This window comes from Suilimivivens sp. (assembly GCF_037359455.1).
Taxonomy (GTDB): Bacteria; Bacillota; Clostridia; order Lachnospirales; family Lachnospiraceae; genus Suilimivivens; species Suilimivivens aceti.
The window spans coordinates 1-22,964 of the sequence record NZ_JAXXXI010000009.1 but is presented as its reverse complement, the minus strand read 5'-3'; the positions used below and the strand labels follow the sequence as shown (position 1 = coordinate 22,964).

At 46.5% G+C, this 22,964-nt stretch carries 19 protein-coding genes and 1 pseudogene; 15 read left to right on the top strand and 5 right to left on the bottom strand.

What is annotated here, in order from left to right; genetic code table 11:
• Positions 1-269 precede the first annotated feature (269 nt).
• Positions 270-1,613: a sodium-dependent transporter gene (locus WJQ40_RS01365; protein WP_337403420.1), complete on the top strand. Its 1,344-nt coding sequence runs from the start codon at positions 270-272 to the stop codon at positions 1,611-1,613.
• 9 nt (positions 1,614-1,622) lie between these two features.
• Here WJQ40_RS01365 and WJQ40_RS01360 read toward each other — a convergent pair whose 3' ends face one another.
• Positions 1,623-2,486, bottom strand: a complete 864-nt coding sequence (locus WJQ40_RS01360) for a MerR family transcriptional regulator (RefSeq protein WP_337537665.1) — start codon at positions 2,484-2,486, stop codon at positions 1,623-1,625.
• A gap of 124 nt (positions 2,487-2,610) precedes the next feature.
• Between WJQ40_RS01360 and WJQ40_RS01355 the strand changes: the two genes are divergently transcribed.
• From WJQ40_RS01355 to WJQ40_RS01325, 7 genes and pseudogenes are all read left to right on the top strand, one after another.
• Entirely contained in the window at positions 2,611-3,858 is a 1,248-nt protein-coding gene (locus WJQ40_RS01355) for an iron-containing alcohol dehydrogenase (RefSeq protein WP_337537664.1), read from the top strand.
• Positions 3,815-5,194 carry an aldehyde dehydrogenase gene (locus tag WJQ40_RS01350; protein ID WP_337537663.1) on the top strand — a complete coding sequence of 460 codons (1,380 nt, stop codon included), beginning with the start codon at positions 3,815-3,817 and terminating at the stop codon, positions 5,192-5,194. Before WJQ40_RS01355 ends, WJQ40_RS01350 begins: the two co-directional genes overlap by 44 nt.
• Positions 5,195-5,372: 178 nt before the next feature.
• Positions 5,373-6,167, top strand: coding sequence for an Rpn family recombination-promoting nuclease/putative transposase (locus tag WJQ40_RS01345; protein ID WP_262574816.1), 795 nt, complete (start codon positions 5,373-5,375; stop codon positions 6,165-6,167).
• A gap of 149 nt (positions 6,168-6,316) precedes the next feature.
• Entirely contained in the window at positions 6,317-6,811 is a 495-nt protein-coding gene (locus WJQ40_RS01340) for a hypothetical protein (protein ID WP_337537662.1), read from the top strand.
• Positions 6,812-6,997: 186 nt separating this feature from the next.
• Positions 6,998-7,543, top strand: a complete 546-nt coding sequence (locus tag WJQ40_RS01335) for a winged helix-turn-helix domain-containing protein (protein ID WP_337537661.1) — start codon at positions 6,998-7,000, stop codon at positions 7,541-7,543.
• Between the two features lie 15 nt (positions 7,544-7,558).
• Positions 7,559-7,897: pseudogene (locus tag WJQ40_RS01330) on the top strand (restriction endonuclease); the annotation flags it as partial.
• Positions 7,898-7,920: 23 nt separating this feature from the next.
• Positions 7,921-9,144 carry a hypothetical protein gene (locus WJQ40_RS01325; protein WP_337537660.1) on the top strand — a complete coding sequence of 408 codons (1,224 nt, stop codon included), beginning with the start codon at positions 7,921-7,923 and terminating at the stop codon, positions 9,142-9,144.
• Positions 9,145-9,218: 74 nt separating this feature from the next.
• On the opposite strand, the gene feoB is transcribed toward WJQ40_RS01325, so the two are convergent.
• Positions 9,219-11,567, bottom strand: coding sequence for a ferrous iron transport protein B (gene feoB / locus WJQ40_RS01320; RefSeq protein WP_337537659.1), 2,349 nt, complete (start codon positions 11,565-11,567; stop codon positions 9,219-9,221).
• Between the two features lie 136 nt (positions 11,568-11,703).
• Between feoB and WJQ40_RS01315 the strand changes: the two genes are divergently transcribed.
• The 7 genes from WJQ40_RS01315 (at position 11,704) to WJQ40_RS01285 (ending at position 20,530) form a co-directional block, all read left to right on the top strand.
• Complete coding sequence (locus WJQ40_RS01315; protein WP_337537658.1) at positions 11,704-13,188, top strand: C69 family dipeptidase; 1,485 nt, start codon at positions 11,704-11,706, stop codon at positions 13,186-13,188.
• A gap of 331 nt (positions 13,189-13,519) precedes the next feature.
• Entirely contained in the window at positions 13,520-14,713 is a 1,194-nt protein-coding gene (locus WJQ40_RS01310; protein WP_337537657.1) for a starch-binding protein, read from the top strand.
• Position 14,714: 1 nt separating this feature from the next.
• On the top strand, positions 14,715-15,944 hold the full coding sequence (locus WJQ40_RS01305; protein WP_337537656.1) for an extracellular solute-binding protein: 1,230 nt from the start codon (positions 14,715-14,717) through the stop codon (positions 15,942-15,944).
• Positions 15,945-15,990: 46 nt separating this feature from the next.
• Positions 15,991-16,914: a sugar ABC transporter permease gene (locus WJQ40_RS01300; RefSeq protein WP_118797986.1), complete on the top strand. Its 924-nt coding sequence runs from the start codon at positions 15,991-15,993 to the stop codon at positions 16,912-16,914.
• Positions 16,915-17,757, top strand: coding sequence for an ABC transporter permease subunit (locus WJQ40_RS01295; protein ID WP_337537655.1), 843 nt, complete (start codon positions 16,915-16,917; stop codon positions 17,755-17,757).
• 17 nt (positions 17,758-17,774) lie between these two features.
• Positions 17,775-19,505: a glycoside hydrolase family 13 protein gene (locus WJQ40_RS01290; RefSeq protein ID WP_337537654.1), complete on the top strand. Its 1,731-nt coding sequence runs from the start codon at positions 17,775-17,777 to the stop codon at positions 19,503-19,505.
• 5 nt (positions 19,506-19,510) lie between these two features.
• On the top strand, positions 19,511-20,530 hold the full coding sequence (locus WJQ40_RS01285; protein WP_337537653.1) for a LacI family DNA-binding transcriptional regulator: 1,020 nt from the start codon (positions 19,511-19,513) through the stop codon (positions 20,528-20,530).
• Positions 20,531-20,628: 98 nt separating this feature from the next.
• Here the strand turns inward: WJQ40_RS01285 and WJQ40_RS01280 are convergent, their stop codons facing one another.
• The 3 genes from WJQ40_RS01280 to WJQ40_RS01270 all read right to left on the bottom strand — a co-directional run.
• The gene (locus WJQ40_RS01280; protein ID WP_337537652.1) at positions 20,629-21,654 is read right to left on the bottom strand and encodes a sugar kinase; all 1,026 of its coding nucleotides are present in this window, start codon (positions 21,652-21,654) and stop codon (positions 20,629-20,631) included.
• A 22-nt stretch (positions 21,655-21,676) separates the two neighbouring features.
• Positions 21,677-22,633, bottom strand: a complete 957-nt coding sequence (eda, locus tag WJQ40_RS01275) for a bifunctional 4-hydroxy-2-oxoglutarate aldolase/2-dehydro-3-deoxy-phosphogluconate aldolase (protein WP_337537651.1) — start codon at positions 22,631-22,633, stop codon at positions 21,677-21,679.
• A 127-nt stretch (positions 22,634-22,760) separates the two neighbouring features.
• A partial coding sequence (locus WJQ40_RS01270) for a hypothetical protein (protein WP_337537650.1) occupies positions 22,761-22,964 on the bottom strand: 204 nt, incomplete at its 5' end.

The following is a 22,964-nucleotide window of genomic DNA, read 5'->3' as shown; positions in this document are numbered from 1 at the left end:
TACATGTGGGGAAGATAATAAACGTTCAGGCAGGCAACGATCTGGATATGTTTCAGATATTTAAAAGCTTCGTTCATCAGACAGAGAAGAATGAATTATGATAAAAGAAAAACTGAAGTTTTCAATCTGGTGGGATTGAAGAAAAGATCCGCAGCCTGATCCATCCCATCATTCGTCTCACGTATTCATCTCACCGTTAATTCATTTATTGATATTAAATATTGGATAAGTTATAATAGAGATCATAACTTATGGAGAAATTGAGAAGAATGGAAAAAAGAGAAAGACTGGGAAGCAGACTGGGATTTATCATGCTTTCAGCAGGATGTGCGATCGGTTGTGGAAATGTGTGGAAATTTCCGTGGATGTGCGGACAGAATGGCGGCGGCAGCTTTGTGCTGATTTATATATTGTGCCTGCTGGTACTTGGTCTGCCAACGATGCTCATGGAGCTTACCGTAGGGCGTGCGGCGCAGACGAGTCCGCTATATATGTATGAAAAGCTGGCGCGTTCTGGAAAGAAGAAAAAATGGAAGGCCTGCGGGATACTCTGTCTGATTGGAAATATCGCACTGATCGCCTTTTATTCTGTAGTGACGGGATGGATCATTTACTATTTTGTAAAGTTTCTGACAGGACAGAACAGGGAATTTGGCTTTGAAGCAATGATTGCAGATCCTGCAGTAAATGTAGTATATCTGCTTGTGACAGTGGTGATCGCCTATGTGATCCTGAGCTTTCATCTGCAGGGCGGACTTGAGAGGATCACCAAGTATATGATGCTGGCGCTGATCGTGCTGATGCTGGTACTGGCAGTGCACAGTCTGATGCTGAAAGGAGCGGCAGAAGGACTTTCCTTTTATCTGGTTCCTGATTTTTCAAGGATTACAGGAGCTACGGTGGTAAGTGCCATGAATCAGGCGTTCTTTACACTGTCAGCCGGTATGGGAGGCATGGCGATCTTTGGAAGCTATCTGGAGAAAGACAGATCACTGATGGGAGAATCGATCAATATTATTGCACTGGATACGCTTGTAGCAGTCATTGCCGGTGTGATCATGTTTCCTGCATGTTATACCTATGGACTTGAAGTCAATGCTGGACCAAGTCTTCTGTTTGATACGATGGCAAGTGTGTTTAACAACATGAGCGGTGGCAGATGGTGGGGAACGCTGTTCTTCCTGTTTATGGTATTTGCTGCCATGTCAACGGTGCTTGGGGTATGTGAAAATATCCTGGCTATGATCCGGGAGCTGACCGGCTGGTCCAGACCAAAAGGATGCCTTGTGTGTGGTATAGGTACTTTTCTGATCGCGTTGACAACAGCGCTTGGTTACAGTGTATTCCGGTTCCAGCCCTTTGCTGAAGGAACAGCCTGGCTGGATTTCTGGGATTTTATCGTATCGACCAATGTGATGCCGATCGGAGCACTCATTCTGGCATTGTTCTGCAGCAATAAGCTTGGCTGGGGCTGGGAAAATTTCTTAAGCGAGGCCAATGCAGGAGAGGGAATGAAAGTAAAGGGCTGGATGAAGCCTGTTTTCCGATACTTTGTTCCTGTCGTGATCCTGTTTATCTATATTTATGGAATGATCAACTTCCAGTGGAAATAGCGGGAGCGGCTATTCTACACAGGCAAAGATATATTTCAGATATTTCCTGCCGGCATGCGGATCCAGAACATTAACGATGCTGAGGCTGTAAATATCGGTGCAAAGGTGTTTCCGTTGCTGTTTTGTGAGGGTGGCGATGTCTGCATAGGTTTTGCAGATGTCGCCATCGTTTTCTGTACAGACGGAAACAATGGCATTCCTGGAGGGCAGAGGAAACAGATCATGGTCTGCTTCAGCCTGTGGGGAGTCCTTACCAATCCGGGCAATGCTGAATATATTGTTGTAGACATAACAGCTGTTCAGAAAATCAGAGGAGCCAATAGAGGCGCCCATGGGAAAGGGCTGGATAGCAGATGCTGTACAGGACTCCAGGTGACGCCGGATATCGGAGGCAATTTCTCCTGAGGAGGTAGCCGGTGTGGACAGTACCGGAGTCAGCTTCAGGAAGATATCCTCAGGAAAGGTGTAAAGGATGGGATGACCGATATCGTTGACCCGCATCTGCTTCAGGATTTTTCTGGTATTGGAGATCAGGCTGAGCTTCTGATCGATCTGCAGCTTCAGCTGAAGAAGGGAATCGTACTGCTGGTCAACAAATTCGTCAAAGCGGATTTCCTCGCCGCTTAGCAGATAGGTACGGATATCGGCAGCAGAGCAGTCAAGGCTGCGGAAGGTTTTGATGAAGTAATAGGAGCTTAACTGGGAATAGCTGTAATAGTGATATCCATTTTCCTTGTTTTGATAAGGAACAAGAATTCCCTGCTTTTCATAATAGCGCAGGGTATCTCTGGTAGTCTGGCACATGCGTGCAAATTCTCCGGCAGTGATGCAGTATTCGCTGTGGGAGCTTGTGGAAGGTATATCTGATGTCATAATAAAGAAATCTCACTTTCTGTAAAATTCTGTACTGAAAGACAGCGGCTTGACATGGGGGTTACACCCAGGTTTATTCTAGCACAGAAAGATAAGAAGTGACAGAATTCCAGGGAGGTTTCTTATGAATATTTTAAAAAAGATATACTGCAGGATTTTTCAGAAATGTTTTCATGTGGCAATTCCGCTGCTGCCATACAGGGAGCCGGAGCTGATCCGGGGATTTACTGGTGTACCAGGGGTGCTGGCAGAAAAGAAAATCAGCCGTGTCATGTTGGTGACAGATCCGGGGGTATATGGCCTTGGACTGACAGAGCCGCTGGAAGATCTTCTGAAGGCAGCAGGTATTTTTGTAAGTGTGTATAAGGATACGGTAGCCAATCCGACTTCTGCCAATGTAGAGGAAGCCCGCAGACAGTATCTGCAGGATCAGTGTCAGGGACTCATTGCCTTTGGCGGAGGGTCTTCCATGGACTGTGCCAAGGGAATTGGGGCAAGGCTTGCAAGACCGGGAAAGTCACTGGCAAAGATGGAAGGGATCCTGAAGGTGATGCGAAGGCTTCCTCTTCTGATCGCCATTCCCACAACTGCAGGTACAGGCAGTGAAACAACACTGGCAGCAGTGATCACGGACGCAGACACCCACCACAAATATGCGATCAATGACTTTTTCCTGATCCCTGATTATGCAGTGCTGGAGCCGGAGATTACAGCGGGACTGCCACCGCAGCTTACAGCAACGACCGGAATGGATGCACTGACACATGCGGTGGAAGCCTATATTGGACGTTCAACCACCAGACAGACAAGGGATGCTGCCGTACTTGCCATCTGCCTTATTTTTGAGAATCTGGAAAGGGCTTACAGGGACGGAAAGGATCTGGATGCCAGAGCCTGTATGCTGAAGGCCTCCTATCTTGCGGGAACGGCCTTTACCAAGAGCTATGTTGGCTATGTACATGCTGTAGCGCACAGCCTTGGCGGGCGCTATGGAATTGCCCATGGACTGGCAAATGCGGTGCTGCTGCCCATCGTCCTTCGGGAGTATGGAGCAAGCGTATATGGAAAGCTGGCAAGACTTGCAAGGCTTACAGGCATCTCATCTGCAGCATCTGACAAAGAGGCTGCGGAAAGCTTTATTGAGCACATCCAGAAGATGAATGATGACATGAAGATCCCGGGAACACTGCAGGGAATCAGAAAGGAAGACATTCCCACGCTGGCGGCGTATGCGAACCATGAGGGCAATCCCCTTTATCCGGTGCCGGTATTGTGGAATGCCGGTGAGCTTGAACGGATTTATCATCTTGTACAGGAGGAACAGAAGCGTGACAGAACAGGAAATCAGACAGATTCTGGAAAAGCAGCATAGGCTTTTCCAGGAAGGAGCAACATTGCCGGTTTCTTTCCGGCTTTCCCAGCTTCAGAAGCTGAAGGATGGAATCCGGCGTTATGAGGAAAAGCTGGATCAGGCGCTTGAGGCAGATCTTGGCAAGAGCCGTATGGAAAGCTATATGTGTGAGATAGGCCTGACGCTGTCTGAGCTGACATGGATGCAGAAGCATCTGCGGAGCCTCGTGAGGGAAAAAAGAGTGGCAACACCTCTTGCGCAGTTTGCAGCAAGGAGCTTCCGGTCACCTTCGCCTTATGGTACGGTGCTGATCATGAGCCCCTGGAACTATCCTGTGCTGCTTACACTGGAACCGCTGATCGACGCCATTGCGGCAGGGAATACAGTGGTCATAAAGCCAAGTGCTTATGCGGAGCATACCAGTGCAGTGCTTAAAGAAATGCTGAAGGAGTGCTTTCCATCGGAGTATGTAGCGGTGGTGACAGGAGGAAGGGCAGAAAATAAGGCACTGCTGGAGCAACGGTTTGATAAGATCTTTTTCACGGGAGGTAAGACAGTAGGACGTGAGGTGCTCCGTCATGCAGCAGAATATCTGACACCGGTGACATTGGAACTTGGAGGGAAAAGCCCCTGTATCGTTGACAAAAGTGCGAAAATTCCGCTTGCGGCGAAGCGGATCGTGTTTGGTAAATATCTGAACTGTGGGCAGACCTGTGTGGCACCTGACTATATTTTGTGCGACCGTACGGTTTATGCTGAACTGATTTTAGCACTGCAAAAGGAGATCACAACACAGTTTGGGGAGGATCCCCTGAAAAATCCAGATTACGGAAAGATCATTAACCGGAAGCATTATGACCGGATCATGGGACTGATCGATCCTGATAAGGTGGTATGTGGAGGCTGTGGTGACGGACAGAGTCTCCGGATAGCGCCAACGATCATGAAAAATGTGACTTTCAGTGATACAGTGATGGGGGAAGAGATATTCGGACCGGTTCTGCCTATCTTGACCTATGATACGCTGGAGGAAGCAATCGACATTGTGGAAGAACATCCACATCCATTAGCGCTGTATCTATTCAGTGAGGATAAAGGGGCACAGAAAAAGGTTCTGGAGCTGTGCCATTTTGGCGGTGGCTGTATTAATGACACGATCATACATCTGGCTACCAGTGCCATGCCCTTTGGAGGAGTTGGTGAAAGCGGTATGGGCGGCTATCATGGAAAGACCGGGTTTGAGACCTTCAGCCATTTCCGCAGTATCGTGGACAAAAAGTCATGGATGGATCTGCCAATCCGGTATCAGAGGTACAGCAGGATGAAGGAAAGGCTGCTGCGGGTGTTTCTCAGATAAAGAAAAAGGTATTTATATTTCCTGGTTGCGTAAGAGAAAATGAATGTTATACTATTGATATAGTGTATGGGATTTTAGAATTTGTTTGCTGTAGTTCCGGGTATCAGAGGTATGGGTATCTGGTAGGTTTTCTTTTGATGACGTGATGAGAACATGAAAAGAAAGCGGGGTATAAAGATTGGAATTACAGGAAAAGGTAAGAAGAGTACAGGAATTCAGACTTATGGATGATGTATTCTTCGAAGTATTTGCGAAGGATATTCCTGCATGTCAGGAAATCCTGAGAACGATTCTGGAAGATGATAGGCTGATCGTAGAAGAGGTGATCGTACAGAGCAGTGAGAGAAATCTGTATGGTCGCTCTGTCAGGCTGGATGCGCTTTGCACACTGGGAAATGGCAGCAAGTGCAATATTGAAGTGCAGAGATCTGATCGTGACAACCACATGAAAAGGGCCAGATTTAATGCGTCTGTTATCACGACCAGATCAGCTGAACCGGGAGAAAGATTTCAGGATGTACTGGAGCTTTACATCGTGTACATTTCGGAGTTTGATTTTCTGGGAGGAGGTCTGACTACTTATCATGTGGATAAGACGATCCGTGAAAATGGAATGATTGTAGATGATGGACTTCATGAGATTTTTGTGAATACAGTAATTAAGGATGGAAGCAGGATTTCAGATCTGATGTCCTGTTTTTCATCTAAGGATGTTAATACTGCGGAATTTCCGGCAGTAACAAAAAGGTTCAGGGAGCTGAAAAGTGAAGGAGGTGCATCTGCTGTGTGTGAAGTTATGGAGAAATATCTGGAAGAAGCGAGAATAGAAGCAAGTGCTGAAGCAAAGAAATCAGAAAGAATTCAGGCGATTCGAAACATGATTGAACTGGAAGTTCCTAGGGAGAAAATCTTAAAAAAGTATTCTCTTGAAGAATACCAGGAGGCAGAGGCATCATTAGCAACAACACTATAAACGGATATATATAATCCGAGAGACGCTTGTCAGTAGGCAGGCGTCTTTTTCGTCTGAGAAATAATAAAATGTATACATTAGGTTCAAAAAATTATATAATGACAATGCTACATATAATGTGATAAAGAACTTATTACAGAGGATATATTATGAAAGAAACAAAAACAAATTATAAAATTTTATTATGTACCTGTATAATAAATGTATTTATGGCTCTATCCTTAAACAATTTTGTTTCATCAGATGTATTTTTGCCAGCTCTATTTTTATATTTTATTTCAAATTTTATGACATTCTTTGAGAAATCATACAATTATAAGTTTATTGCATCCAAGTATGAAAAGTATGTGTCATATACTTGCTGTATAGTATGTGGTGGGATATCATGTCTTTATACCGCTCATGCGCTTCAGATGGTTGAAATTGTTTTCTTTAAAGTAGAGGATAATTATAGAATTTTACTTCAAGGAATGCCAAATACATTTTTAAGTTTTAAATCTGTAGATATTACAGGAATAATAATTATATGTATTTTATTTATACCATTAGCCAGTGTATTGCTTTGTATTATCCCGTTTCTCCATGAACAAGGATTTTCTAAGCAGGACATAGAGAATATATTAAAAAACATAAATGTATACTAGTAGAGAGTATTGGCATGGCAGGAATTGCCGGAGGGGGTGGCGTGATTTATTGTTATATTAAATCGGTAAATGAACATAGCATATATGGAGTTCCTCAATATTGGAAGTATTTTACTGTATGCTTTATCGTTATATTCTTATTTTCATTATTTATAATAATAAAAAGATACAAAAGGGGGATATGATATGTCAATTCCAAAGTATGATCAAATGTATCGGTCATTTCTTAAGAGTTTAGAGGATGGAAAGGTGCATCCATATATTGATGCCAAAAGGCAGGTAATCAAAGATTTTAAACTGTCTGAAGAAGATGTTTCGGAAATGCTGGAAAACGGAAAACAGACCCTGTTCAATAATCGGATTGGATGGTGCAGAACCTATTTAAAGAAAGCAACCTTAATTGATAGTCCGTCTAGGGCTCACTTTATTCTGACATCTGCAGGTAGGAAGGAGTTGGAAGCAGGAGAAAATATTACGAACGAAATCCTAAAGAGATATCCATCTTTTGTGGAGTTTCTAAATGGAGAATCCAGTTGTGAAAAGGATAAAGGAGTTAAGGAACTTAGTGATGAAACGCCACAGGAAATATTGGAACGTGTACAAAGGGAATTAGATACGGTTTTAAAGGATGAGATTTTGGAACGGATACATCGGAATCCACCGGATTTTTTTGAACATTTGGTTGTTGGATTGATGGAAAAGATGGGATATGGAAGAGGGAAAGTAACGTAAAAGACACGGGATGAGGGAATTGATGGAGTTGTTTACCAAGATAAATTAGGTTTTGATGTTATTTACATTCAGGCTAAACGATATGATCCAAAGAAGATAGTTGGTAGTCCAGAGGTGAGACAATTTTATGGGGCAATGCCTGAGAAAAATGCCAAAGGAATGTTTATAACGACAGCGCAGTATTCAAAAGATGCAAAGCAATATGCAGAACAAAGGCATATTATTTTAATTGATGGGGCTAGACTGGCGCAACTTATGATTGAGTATGAATATGGGGTAAGTACTCAGTGCATATACAAGATTAAGAAGATAGATACTGATTTTTATGAGGAAGTTGATCAGGATATTGTTTAAATGTCTGATGTAATGAGGTTTCGATGATGCACACCTTTACCAATACTGAATTCACCAGGTCCATGAAAAAAACGCATACGATTTATATGCCTGAGATGCTGCACTATCACAATGAGCTGTTATGTGCAGCATTTGCTTTTGGAGGGTATAAACTGGCAGTGGTGCCGGAGCAGGAACACATCTGCTATGAGACGCAGAGTCTTGTGAATAAGGATTACTGTACCTGCGCCATTGGGATCATTGGAAATCTTCTTACCTTTGTGAAGAGTGATGACTGTGACAGGGAGCATATTGCATTTCTGGAGCCGCAGGCAGGCGGTGCCTGCCGGGCAGGAAATTATTATAACCTGATCATAGAATGTCTGCATAAGCTGGGATATGGGCAGATCCCTGTACTGAGTCTGAATGCGCATGGTCTGGAACAGCATAGTGGATTTCGGATTAATGGACGGATGCTTTTAGGAGCCATTGCGGCTGTGTGCTACAGTGATCTTCTGATGGATCTGACTCAGCAGATCAGACCCTATGAAAAAAATGCCGGTGAGACAGAAGGGCTGCGACAGCAGTGGTTACAAAGACTGACGGAAGAGATCAGGCATGGAAGGCATCTGTTTTACAGGAAAAAGGTATATCATGAGATTGTGGAAAGCTTTGGGAGGATTCCGGTGGACAGGGGACAGGCAAAGAAAAAGGTTGGTGTCGTCGGGGAGATCTATATTAAGTGCTCTCCTGTCGGGAACCGTCATCTGGAGGACTATTTGCAGAAAAACGGCTGTGATTACAGGATGGGTGGTTTCGTTAATTATTGCATTTATGTGGTGTACAGTGAGATGAAAAGTCTGGAACTGGGACATCAGAGCAGACTGGAAGCAGCAGGATATCAGAAGGTGCTGCAGTTTCTGTATTATGTGCAGAAGGAGATCGCAGAGGCGTTGGAGCAGGCAGGTTTTCTGCATGACAGAAGCTTTCAGGAGCTGATTGCAGAAAAGAAAGATATTTTAAGTGATTATTACAATATCGGAGATGGCTGGTTAATGACAGCTGAAATCATAGATCTGATCAAAAAAGGGTATGATAAGATTCTGGTGGTACATCCCTTTGGCTGCCTTATCAGCCATGTGGGTGGACGGGGCGTACTGAAAGCGTTGCATGAACGGTTCCCGGAAGCGAAGATCACATCCATTGAATATGACTATGACCAGTCAGATACCCTGCGGGAGAGCAGGGTACTGCTGGCGATAGAGTAAACATTATTCAGAACCCCATTCGCAAAACCGCAGTTTCACCGCTTTCCTTATGCTCATGTGGTTATTTCACCATATCAGAATAAAAACGGGATCCGGATCAGGAAAGCGAAAAGCCATGCCAGAACACACTGGGTGATCACGACGGTAATGGCCCATTTCCTGCCAAGCTCCCGGCGGATAGAGGCGATCGCAGCCACGCAGGGTGTATAAAGCAGGCAGAAAACAAGGAGGCTCGCTGCCGATAAGGGGGTCAGCACTGCCTGCAGCGCTTCGGTAGAGCCAAAGAGTACGGACAGGGTGGCCACTACGCTTTCCTTTGCCATGAAGCCGGTGATCAGGGCGGTGGAGATCCGGAAATCTCCAAATCCAAGGGGCCTGAAGATGGGTGCGATCAGGCCGGCAACGGATGCCAGCATGCTGTCAGCGGAATCGGTGACAAGGTTCAGCTTCAGATCAAAGGACTGCAGGAACCAGATCACGATCGTGGCAACAAAGATCACGGTAAATGCTCTCTGGAGGAAATCCTTGGCCTTTTCCCAGAGAAGCTGTCCTACATTTTTCATACCGGGCAGCCGGTAGTTGGGAAGTTCCATGACAAAGGGTACGGCCTCTCCTTTGAACAGAGTGCCCTTCAGAAGGAGAGCTGTCAGGATGCCGACCAGAATGCCGCCAAAATAAAGGGCGATCATAACAAGCGTACTGTACTTTGGAAAGAAAGCTACCGCAAAGAAGCTGTAGATCGGCAGCTTTGCGGAGCAGCTCATAAAGGGTGTCAAAAGGATCGTCATCTTACGGTCACGCTCGGAAGGAAGCGTACGGCTTGCCATGACACCGGGGACGGTACAGCCAAACCCTACCAGCATTGGTACGATACTCCGGCCGGAAAGCCCGATCTTCCGCAGGAGCTTATCCATAACAAAGGCAACTCTTGCCATATAACCGCTGTCTTCCAGAAGAGAAAGGAAGAAAAACAGGGTGACGATGACAGGCAGGAAGCTTAAAACACTTCCGACACCGTTAAATATGCCGTCAATGATCAGTGAATGGAGTGCTTCATTTACATTTGCGGCGGTCAGGGCATGGTCTGTCAGTACTGTCAGTGCATTGATGCCAAGATCCAGAAGATCTGACAGAGCAGCACCGATCACACCGAAGGTCAGGAAAAAGACCAGTGCCATGATGGCAATAAAGCATGGGATCGCAGTATAACGGCCGGTAAGGATGCGGTCGATCCGCCCGCTTCGCAGATGCTCCTTGCTCTCCTTTGGCTTGACAACGGCACTGTTGCAGATCTTTTCAATAAAGGTAAAGCGCATATCGGCAATGGCTGCGGCACGGTCAAGACCACGTTCTGCTTCCATCTGGATAATGATATGCTCCAGTGTTTCCTTTTCATTTTCATCAAGCTCAAGCTGCTCCAGGATCAGATGATCCCCCTCTGCCAGCTTGGCGGCTGCAAAACGGACGGGTATGCCTGCATTCTTCGCATGATCCTCGATCAGGTGCATGATTCCATGAAGGCAGCGGTGAACAGCACCGCCATGATCATCAGCATCACAGAAGTCCTGTCTGCCGGGACATTCCTGATATTTGGCTACATGCATGGCGTGGGAGATCAGCTCCCCGATTCCTTCATTTTTGGCAGCAGAAATGGGGACAACAGGAATCCCAAGCTGGGCTTCCATTTCGTTGACCAGAATGGAGCCGCCGTTTTCCCTGACCTCATCCATCATGTTGAGGGCAAGTACCATCGGGATATCCAGCTCCATCAGCTGCATGGTAAGATACAGATTCCGTTCGATATTCGTTGCGTCAACGATGTTGATGATACCCTTTGGGTGCTCGTTCAGGACAAAATTCCTGGTAACGATCTCCTCGCTGGAATAGGGGGACATGGAGTAAATGCCGGGAAGGTCAGTCACAAGAGTGTTCTTTTCTCCGCGGATCGCTCCATCCTTTCTGTCTACGGTTACACCGGGGAAATTACCAACATGCTGGTTGGAGCCGGTAAGCTGATTGAAAAGTGTTGTTTTGCCACAGTTCTGGTTGCCAGCCAGTGCAAAGGTAAGCAGGGTATCCTCCGGCAGAGGATTTTCATCATTTTTATCATGGAACCGTCCGCCTTCACCAAGACCGGGGTGCGGCATGACTTTTTTGTCAAAGGAAGGATCCGGCGTCCCGGACAGGGAAATGGCATCCCGGATAGAATCTATTTCTATTTTTTCTGCGTCGGAAAGCCGCAGGGTAAGCTCATAGCTGTGGATCCGTACTTCTACAGGATCACCCATAGGTGCATATTTTACCATGGTGATATCCGCTTTCGGGATAATTCCCATGTCAAGGAAATGCTGGCGCAGGGCACCTTCCCCGCCAACAGAAAGAATCGTGGCACTTTTGCCGATCGGCAGTTCTTTTAAAGTCATCTTCTGTACCTCCATGCCTTTTGTTCTGACGTAAGTATAGAACCATGGCGGTTCGCCGGTCAATGATTATTGAGAATATTTATCAAATAATATAGAATGGAATGGTATATAATGAACAGGTACAGGAGGTAAGAATATGGCATGTACAACAGTATTAGTGGGCAAAAAGGCATCCTATGACGGATCCACCATGATTGCCCGTAATGACGATTCAGGCTCCGGGCATTTTACCCCGAAGAAGTTCACGGTGGTGAAGCCAGAGGAGCAGAAGAGAACCTATGAGTCAGTGATCTCTCATGTAAAGATAGAGCTTCCGGACAATCCCATGCGTTACACGGCAATGCCAAATGCCCTGGAGGGAGAGGGGATCTGGGCTGCCAGCGGTGTGAATGAGGCCGGTGTTGGCATGACAGCGACAGAAACGATCACAGCGAACGCAAGAGTTCTCGGAGCCGACCCGTTAGTTGTTTATGAGCCGGCAGCTGACGGCAGGGAAGAGAAAGCCGGCGGCATCGGGGAAGAGGATATCGTTTATCTGACCCTTCCCTATATTCATTCTGCAAGAGAAGGCGTGCAGAGGCTTGGCAGCCTGCTGGAGCAGTATGGTACCTATGAAATGAACGGTATCGCTTTTCAGGATAAGGACGAGATCTGGTGGTTTGAAACCATTGGCGGACATCACTGGATGGCAAGAAGAGTGCCGGATGATGTCTATGTGGTGATGCCAAACCAGCTCGGACTTGACAGTCTGGATCTACAGGATGCACTTTCGACGGGAAAGGAATACCTTTGCTCCTCCGATATGAAGGAGTTTATCGAAAAGCATCATCTGGATCTTTCAAAGGATGGCATCCTGAACCCGAGAGATGCCTTTGGCACCCACGATGATTCAGACCATGTATATAATACACCACGCGCATGGTTTATGCTGAAGTACATGAATCCACACAGTTTTAAGTGGGAGGGACCGGATGCGCAGTATACCCCGCTGTCAGATGATCTGCCCTGGTGCATGGTGCCGGAGAAAAAGGTGACACCGGAGGATGTAAAGTACCTGTTATCCTCACATTATCAGGGAACTGAATACGATCCCTATGCAGCTTACGGAGAAAAGTCCATGCGCGGCGCTTTCCGGTCGATCGGCATTAACCGGAATGATTTCATGGCACTGATCCAGATGAGACCGGATGAGGAAAGGGATACGCAGGCTATTGAATGGGTGGCATATGCATCCAATGCCTTTAATGTAATGGTTCCCTTTTATACAGAGGTGACGAAGACGCCGGATTATCTTTCCGGAACAGCGAAGGAAGTGTCAACAGACAATTTCTACTGGGTAAGCCGCATGATCGCGGCCATGGCAGATGCGTCCTATCATAAATCTGTTTTCCATGTGGAGCGGTATCAGGAGAATGTGGCAGCAAAAAGCCATGAGCTTCTGAATCATTATGATGCGTTGCTGAAGGAAGAAAAAGATGCCGGCAGGCGTCTTGCTCTCAGGGAAGAGGCCAATGAAGCTGTGGCAGCCATGGTGAAGAAAGCGGCAGCAGATACGCTTGATAAGGTACTGTATGAACTGAGTAATGACATGAAGAATGCTTATTCCAGATCGGATGCTTAATGAAATCAAATCAGAACAGAAGTGAGGAAGGGACTGCCCTTTCCCTGCGGTAAAGCGGGGAGGGCGGTTCTTTTTTTCTGTCACAGAAAAAACAGGGAAACGGTTTCGTGAAAGTTTCACAAATATTGAGGGAAACAAAAGGAAACTGCAAAAACCATGTAAAAAACATACAAAATTTGAATACAATATTTGGCAAAAACAGATAAAAACAAAGGAAAACGGTTACCCAAAAACAAATTGACCGTCCGAAAAGATCAACGTTATAATCAGAATAACCAAAAGGAAAGTGCACTTCTGACAGGAAATAAGGAAAGAAAAGAGAGAGGATATTATGGGTAAGTATTTGAAGAGAATAGGAACGTTTTTTACCATGCTGCTCATGCTCACTGCTCTATGGTCCATGACAGCAATGGCAGCAACAGATACAGACAGAAATGCATTTTACGTACAGGTTCCGGCAGACTGGGAAAGCCCGTGCGTATGGGCATGGGACAGTGACGGAAACAACGCTTTTGAAGCGTGGCCGGGAGAAGAAATGGAAGCAGATCCGGAAAATGAAGGATGGTATTATATCTGGCTTCCTTCCTTTGCCAATCATGTGATCGTAAATGCCAATGATGGCAGCGTCCAGACAGAAGAACAGATTTTGGACAGCAATGCTGCATGGATGACAGTGAAGGCAGCGGATACGGTGGAAGTAACCTATGAGAAGCAGACAAGTGGAGAAGCACCCACCTATACAGAAAAGTTTACAGTACATGCCAAAGTAGATGAGAGCTGGGAAAATCCGTGTCTGTGGGCATGGTCAGCACCGGATGGAACCAATGCCTTTGAAGCATGGCCGGGAAAAGCCATGAAGGCCGGAGAAGATGGATGGTACACAGCCAAGGCTCCTGTTTTTGTAAACTCTGTGATCATTAACGGCAATGAAGGAAGTGTTCAGACAGAAGATATTTCTATTGATCCGGCAGAGGTCTGGATCACAGTAGAGGCAGACGGAACGTATGATTTCAGCTATACAGATCCGGATAAGGCAGCAGTAGCTGATATCACGGTTCACGTATCAGCACCGGCAGACTGGGAAAGCCCGTGTCTGTGGGCATGGTCGGCACCGGATGGAACCAACGCCTTTGCATCCTGGCCGGGAGAAGCCCTGGAAGAGGGAGAGAACGGCTGGCTTCAGAAAACAGTGCCTGGCTGGATCAATTCTGTGATCGTCAATGGAAATGAGGGCGGCGTCCAGACAACCGATATTTCTGTGGAAAGCGGAAAGGATATCTGGCTTGTGATAAACGGACCTGAAGATTATACCGTTTCCTATGAGGAGCCGGAGGTGGCAGCAGAAACAGAAGCAGATACTGCCGCAGAGGAAGTGACTGAAGCTGAAACGGCAGAAGAAGCGGAAGCTGTGGAAGAAACAAAGGAAAAGAGCAGTCCGGCAGGACCCATTGCGGCAGTAGTCATAGTAGTTGCAGCAGGAGCAGGAATTGGAATTGCAGCAAAGAAGAAAAAAGCGGGTAAGTAATATGAAAAGAAAAGGAAAGAGCAGGGCAGGTGCTCTGGCAATGGCGGCAAGCCTTACACTTGGTATGCTGACAGGCTGCGGTACGCAGCCTGCCGCAGAGGAAAGCGGTGAAGTGACCATTACTATATGGCATGACAAGGAAGAAGCAGTGACCCAGGTACTGGAAAATGCCCTGTCAGAGTTAGAGCCGGAGATCCATGTGGTTCTGGAAAAGAAAAGTGATCTGACAGAAGCACTGAAAATGGTTGGAAATGATCCCAAGGCAGCACCGGATATGTATCTGTTTGCCCATGATAAGATCGGGGTATATGCAGAAATGGGAATTCTTGCACCCATTACGGATATCATTCCGGAGGAAGAGCTTGCCGCATATATGGACAATACCATAGAGGCAGCTACCTATAAGGGGACTGTTTATCAGCTTCCGATCTATTATGAAACGCTGCTGTTCATGTATAACCGTCTTTATATGAGTGATGAGGAGATGCCGGCAACGACAGAGGAGCTTTATGCCTATATGCAGGAAAATACAAAGGGTGGACACTATGGCTTTGTGGAGCAGCACAGCACACCTTATTATGCAGCGGGCTGGATCAATGGCTTTGGCGGTTATCTTTTGAATGATCAGGGAGAACCGGGACTGAACAGTCCAGAAACAGAGGAAGCCCTTACCTATCATAAAAAGTTTGCAGAGCTCATGCCGGGAGAAACAGAATATGCAACGGTGAACACTTTGTTTAAGGAAGGAATGGCGCATGCTACGATCGCAGGTCCATGGCTGATCCCGACGGTACGGGAAAGTGGTATGGATGTAGGAATCGCACCAATGCCGGTGATCGACGAGACAGGAACTCCGATTTCTCCTTATATGGGAGTACAGGGTATTCAGGTACTGAGGAATGCAGCGGAAAAGAAGCCGGAGGCAGTGGAAAAGGTGCTGCGGGCGCTGATGAGTGATGAGCTTTTAATCGATCTTGCGAAGGCCAGCGGATGTGCACCTGCCAGGGAGTCCTGCTATGAACAGGAGAACATCACCAGTGATGAAGTGGTCATGGCGATGAAGGAAACAGCGGAAAATGCAGTGCCGATGCCGAACCTGCCGGAAATGGATGTCATGTGGACGGTAACAGGTACGCTTCTGACAGATGTGAATATGAGTGGCAAGGATGTAGCAGAAAGTGCAGACAGGGCACAGGAAGAAGCTCTGCAGCTCATTGAAAATATGAAGTAACGCAGACAACGGGAAGCACTGAAAAGAAATTCAGGGGAAACAGAACATGAAAAAGCAGCAATACACAGACAGGGAGAAAAGGAAGATCAGGAGAGACGCACTCTCAGCATACGGGCAGTCACTGCCATCACTCCTGCTGATCCTGCTGATCGTTATTTTTCCTATTATATATACAGGGTATATTTCTCTGACGAATATGAATGTATATCACTGGAATAACTATGAACTGATCGGTCTGGAAAATTATAAGGATGCCCTGCTTGTTTTTGACAACGGCTTTCTTACAGCATTGTTTGTAACAATACTCTGGACTATCGTGAACATGGTGCTCCAGCTTGTGATCGCCTATGGGATTGCCATGCTGCTGAACACGAAGGGACTCCGGCTGCGGAATGTATACCGGACGCTTCTGATCTTTCCGTGGGCGATGCCCGGTTATGTGTCGATCCTGCTGTGGAAAACAGGTATGTACAATTCACAGTTCGGTCTGCTGAACCAGTGGATCCAGAAGCTGGGAGGGGAGCCGGTACGGTGGCTTGGCAGCAATATACCTGCATTTATCAGCTGTACCGTAGTGAATCTCTGGCTGGCACTGCCCTTTATGATCACGATTATAGACGGTGCCCTGCAGAGTCTTGATAAGAGCTTTTATGAAAGTGCAGTTCTGGACGGGGCGACCTGGCTGGAGCAGACACGGTATATTACCATACCCATGATAAAGCCGATCATAGCGCCCTCTGTCCTGATCACAACGTTCACAACCTTCAAGCAGTTTGATATCATTTATCTGCTGACACAGCAGGTAGGGGCAAAAACAGGGGCGGATATCCATACGATTCTGACCTATGCCTATGAAAAGGCGTTCATTACCAACAATTATGGCTACAGCTCGGCGATTTCCATTCTGATTTTTGGAATGCTGCTCGTGTTTTCCATGCTGACAAGTGCAAAGAGCAGGGAGGAAGTATAAGTGAGTAAGAAGAATAAACAGCGGATCCGTCTTATTATCGTCAATCTGTTCTTTATACTGGTCTGCTTTGGGGTACTGATCCCGATCCTGTATGCGTTTTCGGTATCCCTGAATGCAGAAAACAGTCTGCTGGGTGCCAATTTCTCCTTTTTGCCAAAGAGGATGACTCTGCAGAATTATAAGGCAGTATTTACGGAGAAGCCGATCCTGCTCTGGTTCAGAAACAGCATGATACTGGCGGGGACAACACTTGTGATCTCACTGGGAACGGGAATTCCGGCGGCATATGCCTTTTCCAGAAAGCGGTTTCCGGGAAGAAAGCTGATCTTAAAGATTCTGATCCTTTTATATGCATTTCCGTCACTGCTTTCCATGATGGCGCTGTATAAGCTGTTAAGTCCCATGGGGCTGATCAATACAAAGACAGGGCTGATCATTGTTTACACTGGAACGATGGCGGTATTTGCCCTGTGGAATATGAAGGGTTATTTTGATACGATCCCGGTTGAGATCGAGGAGGCAGCCAGAATTGACGGGGCAACGCAGTTCCGGCTTGTGACAGGGATCGTGCTTCCGCTTGCGAAGCCGACCATTGCGGTGACAGCCATGATGATCCTGGTCTATGTATGGAATGAATATATTTTTGCAATTAATTTTATGACAGGCTCTGATACCTATACACTGGCAGCAGGATTATATTCCCTGCAGGCAACGGAAATGAGCGGAAGCTGGCCGGTATTCTCGGCGGCATCCCTGGTTGTTTCCCTGCCGATCCTGATCGTATTCTTTGCACTGCAGAAAAATATGACAACAGGACTGACCTCCGGTGGTGTGAAGGGTTAGGGTAGAAATGAGGATATATGAACAGAAGTGCAGTATTGCATATTCCTATGTCACAGTATGCATATGGGATAGATGAAAAACACGTAATGATCCGCCTGCGTGCCGGACGGGGTGACCTGAAGACCTGCAGACTGTATTATGGGGACCGGGCCTGCAGACTGACGCCGGTATTGTTTACCGCTAAGGAAATGCAGGTGGAAGCCAGAACGGAGGAATTTGACTACTGGCAGGTGGAACTTACCGATCCTTACAGGAGACTCTGCTATTATTTCCTGCTGGATGACGGAAACGAGCAGAGCCTGTATTATGGGGATCGGTTTACCAAAGAAACGGTGGACGACAGATCGGAGTATTACCAGCTGCCGTTTAATCACCGGGCAGATATCGTGGCGCCGCCGCAGTGGGTACAGGATACCGTGATCTATAATATTTTTCCGGACAGCTTTGCCACCGGGCACCGTTTTATCAGCGGAATGGAAACGGAGAGGGACTATGGACAGGAAAAGGTTCATGGAAAGCTTGGAGGAACCATAAAGGGGATCACAGAAAACATAGATTATCTGACGGAGCTTGGTGTCAATGCCATTTATATCAATCCGATCTTTGCAGCAGGGGAATATCATAAATATGATCTGGTGGATTACTATCATATCGATCCCTGCTTTGGTACGGATGAAGAGTTCGGGGAACTGGTGCAGCACTGCCATGAAAAAGGGATCCGTGTTATCATTGATGGTGTCTTCAATCATTGTGGATGGCACTTCATGGCTTTCAATGATGTTGTGGAAAAAGGAGAAGCATCTGACTATAAGGACTGGTTTTACCGGCTGGAATATCCGGTGGTACGTCCTGAGGATCCGGAAACCTATCCGGGCTATGAGTGCTTTGGCTATGAGCGGATGATGCCAAAGCTTGCACTCGATCAGGAAGAGGCAGCAGATTATTTCTGTCAGGTGGGACAGTACTGGATCGAGAGGTATAACATTGACGGCTGGCGGCTTGACGTGGCCAGTGAGATCAATGACGGCTTCTGGAGAAAATTCAGGGCGGCTGTCAAAAAATGTAAAAAGGATGCTGTGCTGATCGGAGAGGTCTGGGAAAGTGCGGGACACTGGCTGGATGGAACCATGTTTGATTCGACCATGAATTATGATTTCCGGAAGCACTGTAAGAGGTTCTTTGCAGAGGAAACAGCGGATGCCCTGGAGTTTGACAGCCGGGTGACAGATATGCGGATGAGGTATCGGAAGCAGACTGTTTTTTCTCAGTTAAATCTGTTGGACAGTCATGATGTGAGCCGGTTTCTTTCCCTCTGTAAGAACGTAAGGAGCTTCCGGCTGGCAGTGATCTTCCAGATGACCTTCCCGGGAATGCCGTCCGTATTTTATGGGGATGAGGCAGGGGTCACAGGTATCCTGGAAGCAGAGTACAGAAGTCCCATGCCATGGGATACGCTGGCAGAAACAGACGAGCTTTTCTACCTGTATCAGAGAGCGATCGAGCTTCGCAAAAGGGAGCTGATCCTGAAACGGGGAGAGTACCGGACGGTCACAGCAGAAAAAGGCAGCAGGCTTTATGGCTATGAGAGGTATCTTGGCAGTGAAAGAATACGTATCTTCCTGAACATGGAAGAGCATGCAGCTGAGCTCCGTCCAGAATGGCTGGAGGGGGAGATCCTGTGGCAGGAAGGACTTACAGAAAACAGACTGCAGGGCAGAGGATTTGTGATCATAAAAGGACGGGATTAAAGGGTATGGCACAGGAAAAAATGAGTGCAACGATCAGGGATGTAGCCAGACTGGCAGGAACTTCAACAGCAACGGTATCCAAGGTAATGAACGGTTCTTATTCCATATCAAGGGAAACGGCAGACCGGGTGAGAAAGGCTATGGATGAGCTGGATTATCATCCGAACCTCCGGGCCAAGAACTTTGCCAGACAGTCAGCAAGGACGATCGTGTTTGTGGCAGAGCTTGGCAGAAATACCGGGTTTTCCAATCCACATATGTTTGAAATGATGTGCGGTCTGATGCATGCGCTGGAGGAAAGGGGCTACACGCTGATCGTCAGGAATATGCGTGCGGAGGACTGCAGCCATTATATCCAGGAGGCGGCAGATTCCAAGCAGGCGGATGGCTTTGTCATTCACGCTTCGGTGATATCAGAGGAGCTGGATGAGATGATCTTTGAAAAGGGGATTCCGCATATTGTCATTGGCAATCCCAATTTTCAGAGCCATTTCTGCTGGATCGATATCAATAACAGGCTGGCCGGAGAACTGGCAGCAAGGCATCTGCTGGAGCGGGGCTGCCAGGCGGTAGCATTCATCGGCGGCAAGATGGAGGATAAGATTTCCATGCACAGACTGGATGGCGTGATCGCTGTGCTGAAGGAGCATGATGTCCTGCTTCCGAGGGAATATGTGCAGACTGGAGAATCTGACTGCGAGAGCGGTTACCGGATGACGGTACAGCTCCTGGACAGCAGGAAACGGCCGGATGCGGTGATCTGTGCCAACAATTATATTGCCTATGGCTGTGTGATGGCGCTGCATGACAGAGGAATCCTGATCCCGGATGAGATCCGGGTGATCACCTTTGATGACTATCCCTTTTCCCAGATCCTGAGGCCGATGCTGTCGGTGGTGGATATTGATGTCTATGATATGGGAGTGCAGGCCGGCAAATATATCCTGCAGAAGATCAGGAAGCCGAATCTGTATATCCAGTCACATATTACGGTACCATCGCTGATCGTGAGAGGGTCAACGTGAGATGAGGTATCTTATATAATGAATTATTATAGAATGAGAGCCGCAAATGCGGCTCTCATTTTATTTCATGGATAAATAAATAATAAAGCTGGAAAAATCTAACGCTGTACGCGGCCAGAGCCATCTCCATTTGCCAGCTTTTCTACATCGGAAACACTGACACGGTTAAAGTCACCGATAATGCTGTGCTTCAGGCAGGAGGCTGCAACAGCAAATTCCAGTGCAGCTGATAGTTCCTGATAGTGATTCAGACCGTAAATAAGTCCGCCTGCAAAGCTGTCACCACCACCTACTCGGTCTACGATATCGGTAATGTGATATTTTTTTGATTCATAAAAATGAGCTCTGTCGTTGATGCAGGCTGCCCAATCATTATGATCTGCACTCTTGGATTCCCGTAATGTAATAGCAATAAGCTTCATATTGGGATAGGAAGCAAGCACCTTATCACCAAGGGCTTTGTATTTACTGCGATCAAGGCTGCCGGATTCTACATCTATGTCAACGGTGATTTCCAGAGATTTCTGTACATCTTCTTCATTGGCGATGGCAATGTCCACGTAGCTTGCCAGTTCACGCATGACCTCAGAAGCTTTCTTGCCATATTTCCATAAATTTTTACGGAAATTCAGATCACAGGAAACTGTAATGCCTTTTTCTTTGGCTGCTTTTACACTAGCAAGGCTTAACTCCATTGCGGTTTCAGATAACGCCGGGGTGATACCGGTAATATGATACCAGTCTATACCATCAAATATCTCATTCCAGTTAAAAAGCTCCGGTTGTGCAATAGCGATAGAGGAACCACTGCGGTCATAGGTGACCTTACTGGGAAGCTGATTTGCACCGCTTTCCAGAAAATAGATTCCCATACGGCCTTCACCGCGTTTTACTTTTGAAACATCAACACCGAACTTGCGAAGTTCTTTTATACATTCATCGCCGATGACATTATTTGGTAAGACAGTGCAATACTGCACATCCATACCAAAGTTTGCGAGTGAAACAGCAACATTGGCTTCACCTCCACCAAAGGATGCCTCCATAATGGGAGACTGGAAAAAACGTTCCAGGCCAGGAGGCTTTAAACGCAGCAAAATCTCGCCAAAAGTTAATATTTTCATAGTGTAATACTCCTCGTTTTATTTATTTTTGTAATAAATGAATGGCAAATCCGCCAATTTCCTGCTTTAGATAAAGAGCGACCAACCGGTCATCTTTGTATTTTGCGGTTGATGTATCTGCATAAAAGCCAGCTTTTTCCAGCTCAGGAACTGCACAGAGAATATTGTTGGTTCTGATGGCAATATGTCCGTACGCTCCCAAATTAGGGGATTTCAAAATTTCAATATTGGGAGAGGCAAATACGGAGCTGCTGCCGTCTTTGAGGGGGAAATCAAAAGCTGTCTGGAAAAAATTACTTACCTCAGTGGAGGATTCGACATTTTCACAGTTGATTCCCAAATGTGCAAATTCAAAGCCGAGCGCATTTTGACGGGCTTCCCTGCAGAGAGCTGTAATCTTATCAAAATTGCCATCTGCAATGTCTTTGCGGGTACAAATCCAGCTGCCACCTACTGCGTGGATAAAGGGTGCCGCAATGTAGTCACCAATGTTATGGCTGTTAATACCACCGGTAGGCAGAAACTTTACTCCTGGAAAAGGTGCAGAAAGCGACTTTAAGGCAGTAAGTCCTCCGTATACATTTGCTGGAAAGAACTTTACAACAGAAAGTCCTAATTTTACAGCAGACATGATTTCTGATGGAGCGACACAGCCAGGGGTTACAGTAATACCTGTTTTGATGCAATATTTTATGATTTCTTCATCAAAGCCGGGAGAAACAATAAAGCCTGCACCGGCAGATACAGCAGCTTTGCACTGCTCGAGATTTATGACTGTGCCAGCTCCCACCAGCATATCCGGGCAGGCGGATGCAACAGCAGCAATGCTGTCTTTTGCAGCAGCTGTTCGAAAAGTGATTTCCATAACGTCAATGCCACCGGCAAGAAGTGCTTTTGCGGTTGGCACTGCATCTTCTACATTGTCCAGTACAACAACGGGAACAATGCAGGCACGTGAAAATCGTTCAAGTGGGTTCATAAGATACCTCCTAAATATAGAATAAATAGCATAAGTGGGGGCACTTCTGTTATTATCCTTTTGAAAATAGAAGGATTTGTATAATGCATGAACAGCAAAATAAGCGGGGGCGTCTTGCTGCTTGCTCTTAGTGTTTCAGAATAGTTGAGCCTGCAATTTGTAAAGGACAGGTCAACCGGGTTTCTTTCTTTGTAACAGAAGGATCTGCAATGCATTCAAGCAGTTTTTGTGCAGCCAGATTCCCGATAAGACGTGGCTGGACTACAATGTTGGTAATGCGGGGCGTCATCAGAGACAGCAGTATGCTCTGCTCCTCCCAGCCCCAGTCATC